General features: G+C 49.2%; 4 protein-coding genes. 1 reads left to right on the top strand and 3 read right to left on the bottom strand.

Annotated elements, in window-relative coordinates; genetic code table 11:
* Positions 1-119 precede the first annotated feature (119 nt).
* Positions 120-827: a S41 family peptidase gene (locus ACR0JE_RS18750; RefSeq protein WP_480865238.1), complete on the top strand. Its 708-nt coding sequence runs from the start codon at positions 120-122 to the stop codon at positions 825-827.
* Positions 828-1,296: 469 nt separating this feature from the next.
* On the opposite strand, the gene ACR0JE_RS18745 is transcribed toward ACR0JE_RS18750, so the two are convergent.
* The 3 genes from ACR0JE_RS18745 to ACR0JE_RS18735 form a co-directional block, all read right to left on the bottom strand.
* Entirely contained in the window at positions 1,297-2,385 is a 1,089-nt protein-coding gene (locus tag ACR0JE_RS18745; RefSeq protein ID WP_480865237.1) for an O-antigen ligase family protein, read from the bottom strand.
* 268 nt (positions 2,386-2,653) lie between these two features.
* Positions 2,654-4,012, bottom strand: a complete 1,359-nt coding sequence (locus ACR0JE_RS18740) for a hypothetical protein (RefSeq protein ID WP_480865236.1) — start codon at positions 4,010-4,012, stop codon at positions 2,654-2,656.
* Positions 4,013-4,191: 179 nt separating this feature from the next.
* Complete coding sequence (locus ACR0JE_RS18735) at positions 4,192-6,066, bottom strand: acyltransferase family protein (protein WP_480865235.1); 1,875 nt, start codon at positions 6,064-6,066, stop codon at positions 4,192-4,194.
* Positions 6,067-6,229 lie beyond the last annotated feature (163 nt).

Raw genomic sequence — 6,229 nt, 5'->3', positions numbered from 1 at the left:
ATAGATTACTCATGTTATACCCCTGAAACTCAGGGGTTTGAATCACGCAGCCGAGATGACGGCAACCAAATTAATGGGTCCAGAACCTAGCCCCATGGCGCGACTCTCTGCAACAGGCATTGCAAACCGGAGCTTTGTTCTCAAAAGGTTTTCCCTTATCGCCGGCAGACAAGATCAATTCAATTGGTCAAATTTACTTTGGTCCCGTCGTGCTAATTACAGATGCCTACTGTTATAGCGCTTGCGATATGTTCGCGGCAGGCTTCAAAGATCATGAGATTGGAACCGTCCTGGGAGTGGACGAACGAACAGGCGCAGGCGGAGCGAATGTTGTAGAGCACAGTGCCTTGGTCTCTATGTGGCCCACCGGACCGTATGAACCCCTCCCAGATGGCGCGCGCATGAACCTCTCTTTTCGCCGCTTGATGAGCGTCGGGGCTCAGGCGGGGGAACCGTTGGAGGATCTTGGCGTCAAGCCGCATTTTCTGCACCGGATGACCCGACGTGATGTGATGGGGCACAACCAGGATTTGATCAACAGCGCGGTTCAATTGCTCAAACAGGGCAAGCCGCGCAAGATGGATGTGTTAGTCGATACAAGTGGGGCAAGCGCAGTGTTGATTTTGCGCTCGTTGGGGCTGACATCCTGCGATATCTACTTAGACGGGCGCCCAATAGAGACGATTGGTGTTGATGATGACAAGGAAGCCATCTTCAACGTCCCGTTCCCCGAACAAGGAACGGCTAAAGATACAGTAGTTCATGTGCTGGGATTTGATGGGGAAAGGCTGGTTGCTAAGCGCAAGTTTGGTATCAAAGATGAGTAACCTAAGTCAGTCCAATACTTCGCTCACAATCCGTCCCACTCGGTTTGAACCCAGCTGTACCCGCTCGGGGAATTTGCCTGCTTTCGCCAAACTGGCGATGTGTTGGGGCGAATACAAAACCAACTCTTTGAGCACCTTCTTCAATAGTATCCTCATCACGATAACTCCTTTGATAAGGAGTATCGCGATGCCCCGGTTGCGGTTGCCCGGTTCCAGATCCATCAAGAATAGCTATAGATTGTCGATCTGGCGAGGTTTTTGTATGTTCCTTCAGGCCCGAAATGGCCCAAATGTGGGTCATCGTACTGCACTCGAACCTCCTAATAGATGTGTGCCCGGGGGTATCGTTTGGGGTATCAGGGAAAACCACACGCCATTTTATGCATATTTACCAACTAAATACTGCAAAAAATTGAGTCCTCTCCTTGCACCATATCTTCCGAACATGAATATCTGCAAACGCTCCATTTCAGCGGGCGTTCCACTTGCGTTCAATGTGCAGCCCATCCGAACGCCCGTGTGCCTGCACGTTATACAGCCAATCCGGTCGTTTGTGACTGTACAATAACCCGATTGAAACAATCCAGGGCACAATATAGGCGCGTTGGTAGATATGCGTGAAATTCATCATCAATGCAGCAAAGGTCAGCGTAGCCGTTATTACAGTGGTGCGCGCCACGATTCTGTTGGGTGTTTCTGGACCTGCAAGCGTCGCATATGTAACAGCTGCCAAATACAGAACCAACAAACCAATTAGAGAAATCAAACCACCTTCGTTCGCCAGCAACAGATATAGATTGTGTACAGGCAAATCGTGCGAGCTGAGTTCTCGATATTGTCCGGCACCCATGCCCAGCGTATAGTAATCAGGTAAAAATCGCCACGCTTCAACCATCAACTCAGCGCGATCATCAAAGGTTCCAGCATTTTTAATATCGCCTTGTTGAAGTGGGCTCAGAACACGTTCTACGAACTTCTGCGGAAGAATTTTCTCTGCGAAAGTTATTCCAATCCAAGCCGTTACAGAAACCACGGCAGTCCAAATAAAGAAGATGCGGAACTTACCCAGCAAGAAAAGGTAGATCACACCGCTGATCAACGCGCCCGCCAGGTTCGAGTTTGAGCTTGTGAAAATGAGCCCAACAAAGGTTAGCGCGAAGGCACAAGAAAACAGAACGGGTTTGAACGCACGGACCAGACCCAGATACCAGATCACCGGGAACCACAACACGATTATTGCAGCAAGTGCATTTGCATTATCTGTCAACCCGGAGACGCGATTGTTCCCTGCGACCAAGGCAAGTTGACGACTGCCTTCGCCACTATATCCCACGGAATATGCACCCAGACCTACAAGGACGTTAACCGCGACAGACAAGATGCCGATTTTTGCCAACAAAATCGCCTCATCATGCGGGCGAGCTAGTATCGCCAAAGGCAGCACAACAAATGAAAAGAAGTACTGAACCAAAACGACGAAAGCATCGGCCGGGTTCCCATAGGCAATGCTTCCCATCAACAAGCCACACAGCAACATCGCGATACCCAGCCACCACATCGAAGAAGCCGCCTGCATTGGAGAGAGAGGGATCGACCTTAAGCACCGAAAAAGCAGCCCACAGGTTATAAAAAAATCGCTTACCGTAAAAGAAGCACCTGGGTGGCGCAGAGACGCGAAAGAGGAAAACAAAACGCCCAATACAATGCAAAATAGCTCAGCGCTTTCCAGCGAGGATCGGGGTCGTTTGAGTGCTTCAATACTCCTCATAGCGTCGTTCAACCTTTGTCATTGAAGCCGTTGGCTTTCCCGCCAAATTCATCAAAGCTTAATGCGCCATGCCCACGCCGTCACCGGCCAACTCGTGCAGGAACTCTTCAAAATTGCTCCAGCCATCCCCGTCCATATCGCCCAGACCGTCCAGGGGATCGGTCGGGTCCAGGCCCCACCTAAGTTCCCATTCATCGTCCATACCATCAACATCAACGTCCAGATAGGGCAATGCGATCTCGAGGTTCGGCCATCCCCCAACCTTTTCGGGATTTTTCTTCAGGATGCGCCCCGACCGAGATCTAACTTCGGACACAACACGCCGGTCTACCGCATCTCGCTGCGGGCGGGTTGCGCCTGCGTTTCTCAGTACGTTTTCATAAACCGTATCGACCGGGTCTGCATGTACCAAGGGTTCGATGACCGGAGCATCAACAAGGTAGTTCCGAAATTCAGGCGCGATGACCAGATACTCTGGCAGCTCCTTTGTTGTTCGATTCTTTTCATCCAAATTGTCTTGCAGGAATATTCTGAATCCAAACTCTCCGTAATCAAACAGATGTACGAGCTTGTCAGACAGGACTTCTTCGCCACTTAGTTTGTGGTTCCCGATGACGTTCGCTGCCACCTCGCCCCGATTGTTCATCAGCGTAATCACATATTGCCATTGGGGCGAATACATCAGGTTGTTCACAATTTCTGACGTAGTTCCAGGGGTTTGCGGCGCGATTTGCGGATTGCGAAAAAGCCCATGCGAGAACAGATTATGATGAACGCTGAAATCACCTCCGCGAGTCAGCAGAAAGTTGCGCGCGCGATTTTTTTTACCTGGCCCGCCATTAAGCAGAGGTTCACTAAAAATGCTCCACTGGATCGTCAAACGTTCCGCGTATTCGGAATCCATGGTCTCGTCGCTGCCCCAGCTTGCCGAAACGTGGTCAAAGATCACATCCCGGCTTGCACGCTTGTAAACGCCGATTGCACCAGAGCAACAAGATTCCAACTTATGTGGCCCAGGGCGCACACGAATGTGCCGAACAATGACGTCATGCGTGTGAATCTCAAGTGACGGCCTAAGTTGTTCAGGTCCGTTTCGAATGGCGATCCCCCCGCCGGGCGCGGTTTCCCCTGCAATTGTAAGATAGGGATTTGAGACAACCAGCGATTCATTTTCCAAAACAATCGTACCGGCAGTCCGGAAGACGCATGTTCTAGGACCGACCTCATTGATACACTCGCGCAGCGACCCTGGGCCGTATTCGCCCGTATTCGTCACATACAAGACACGACCACCACGCCCACCCTTTGCCGCCGCGCCGTGGCCCTCGGCGGTTGGGAAAGCCCTCTGCGACCCGTCGGGTAGCTTGGGAGGGAAGGTACGGGGGCCGTCCTGAGCGTGAACTGCGTCGAGGGGCAAGAGCCAGCACGCAAGTACAAGAGCAACTGTGCGGAGTAAAAATAGGCGACGCCACAGGGAGACTCGGCCACGTGCGCTTGCATTCCTGATCAGTTTGTTTTTTGGACTCTTTTTGCTTCTCATCCACCAAGTCCTCACCAGTATTTCAGCCAACAAGATTACACCGACTTCACATAGTTTCAGGGCTTTGCCTTGATTGACAACAGCGTTGCTCTCAGCCGTCTACCAGCCTCGATTGCCCCTTCTTTGGTCAGGTGCCCACCATCAGCGGACATTAGCAGACCCTCTTCGGTGAAGACATGGCAGTTATGACGATCACCCCCGCAAAGATCATCCATGATTGGGTAATAAAACTCGTAGGAGCCAAGGGCTTCGTCTACCAAGTCTGAGATTCTGATCGCTTCTGCGACAACAGGGTGAGCGTATTCTGGTCGTTGATCGGGTTGGACGGATAACGCATAGGCGCCGGAATGTGGCCCGAAATCTTTGTAACCAATCACCCGGACCGGAATTGGATACTTGGCGCGAATGTTCTCTAATGATCTCGGCAAGTATTCAACAACCCAGTCTTTCCAGGCTGAAACAATCCATATTTCATCAGCGCCTGCCAGAATTTCATCAAAGGCCTCACCTTCATAACGACCAAGAAAGTTGCAACGTTCAACTCTGTTTTCAGGGATATTTTTCTCGATCTCCTCATAACGCGGAAGCAGCAAGTTGCCGCATTCAGAGTTGATCTGACGCGTTGAGAATTCGTAGTTCTCGAACATATCGCTTTCGGCCACAATGTTCATAAAGTCCTTTGCAAAACTATCACCAATAAGCACGACTTTAGTGGCTTCATCTGATGAGAATTCTCTAAATTTCAGATCATCGAACCTTGCCTGATTATACCCCTTGTAGTCCGAAAGTTGTATCAAGAGCCTTTGATCGGCCGGAGCGTACCTTGACGGAAATCCATTTTTTAAGACGATTAAGCCACCCAGCAAAACGATAAGCACTGCGCCCGCGAAACTAATAACTACGATTGTTTTGGTGCTGACGCGAACCGAGTTTCGAAACGGTTTTTCCAGAAAATGGTACGACATCACAGACACCAGCGCGCTTGCGACGATCAGCAACAGGACATTTTCTTCGAACACACTCAGATGCCGCGCCAGCGAAAAAATAGGTTGATGCCACAAGTACAGGGAATAACTGATAAGACCGACATAGACGACGACCGATGATGACAGCATCCCACGAAACAGCCTGGAGCGCTGAGATGAAACAATAAAGATTGCCGTTCCGATGGTAGGGACAAATGCCGTGATCGAAGGGAAAAGGGTGCTACTATCGAATGTAAGATAGGCATAAAACACCAGCGCCAAGCCAAGACCGCTTAGCATATCTGCAACTGCCCAAGTGAGCGCCACTGGTTTCTTGATTAGGAGTAAAGCGCAAAACGAGCCCATAAGGAGCTCCCATGCTCTTGTGAATGGGAAGTAGAATGCCGTGTCAAAATGTATCTGAGTAACAAAATATGATGCAAATAGGGAAACAATGAATATTCCCAACATGGCCCAAATTAGTGTTTTGGACCCAAGTCGATACATGAAAAGCAGGAAGAAAGGGAAAACAATATAAAATTGTTCTTCGACCGCTAAGCTCCAGGTATGAACCAATGGCTTTAGGTCAGTGCCGCCTGCAAAGTAACCCCTTTCTGACCAGAAATAGAAGTTGGAAGAGAAGAATGGGATAGATATTGCGCTTTTCCCAAGCGATATCATATTGGCTGGATATAAAATGAAGAAAGATGCGATCAGCGTCAAGAGAACGACAGTATAGAGTATTGGCAGAATTCGGCGTGCGCGCCTTTCGTAAAATCGCCTTATACTGAAACGGTCATTTACAATATCTTCGACAAGTATTGTCGTAATCAAGTATCCGCTAATAACGAAAAAGACGTCCACGCCAACGAAGCCGCCATCAAACACGCTGTATCCAGCGTGAAACAAAATGACAGGTATGACGGCAATTGCTCTTAAACCATCAATCTCAGCGCGATACTTCAACTCTACTTTCCTCTTTACCAACATACAAACTAGTTAAATATTTATCTAAGGTAAAAGCATTGCAGAAATTATTACCATTAATTTTCCGCTGCAATAAATTTCTATTTTATTTCTTTTTGCTTACAAACCTTACCTTCTTATTTTCAACATGTTCGAATCGCGC

Source organism: Ruegeria sp. H3 (assembly GCF_056533095.1).
Note: the sequence above shows the minus strand (reverse complement) of the source record. Positions and strands in the feature narration are given on the sequence as shown.

Bases quoted from the DNA above. Each gene is read 5' to 3' on its own strand.
- ACR0JE_RS18745 (WP_480865237.1), bottom strand. From the start codon at position 2,385: ATGTGGTGGCTGGGTATCGCGATGTTGCTGTGTGGCTTGTTGATGGGA.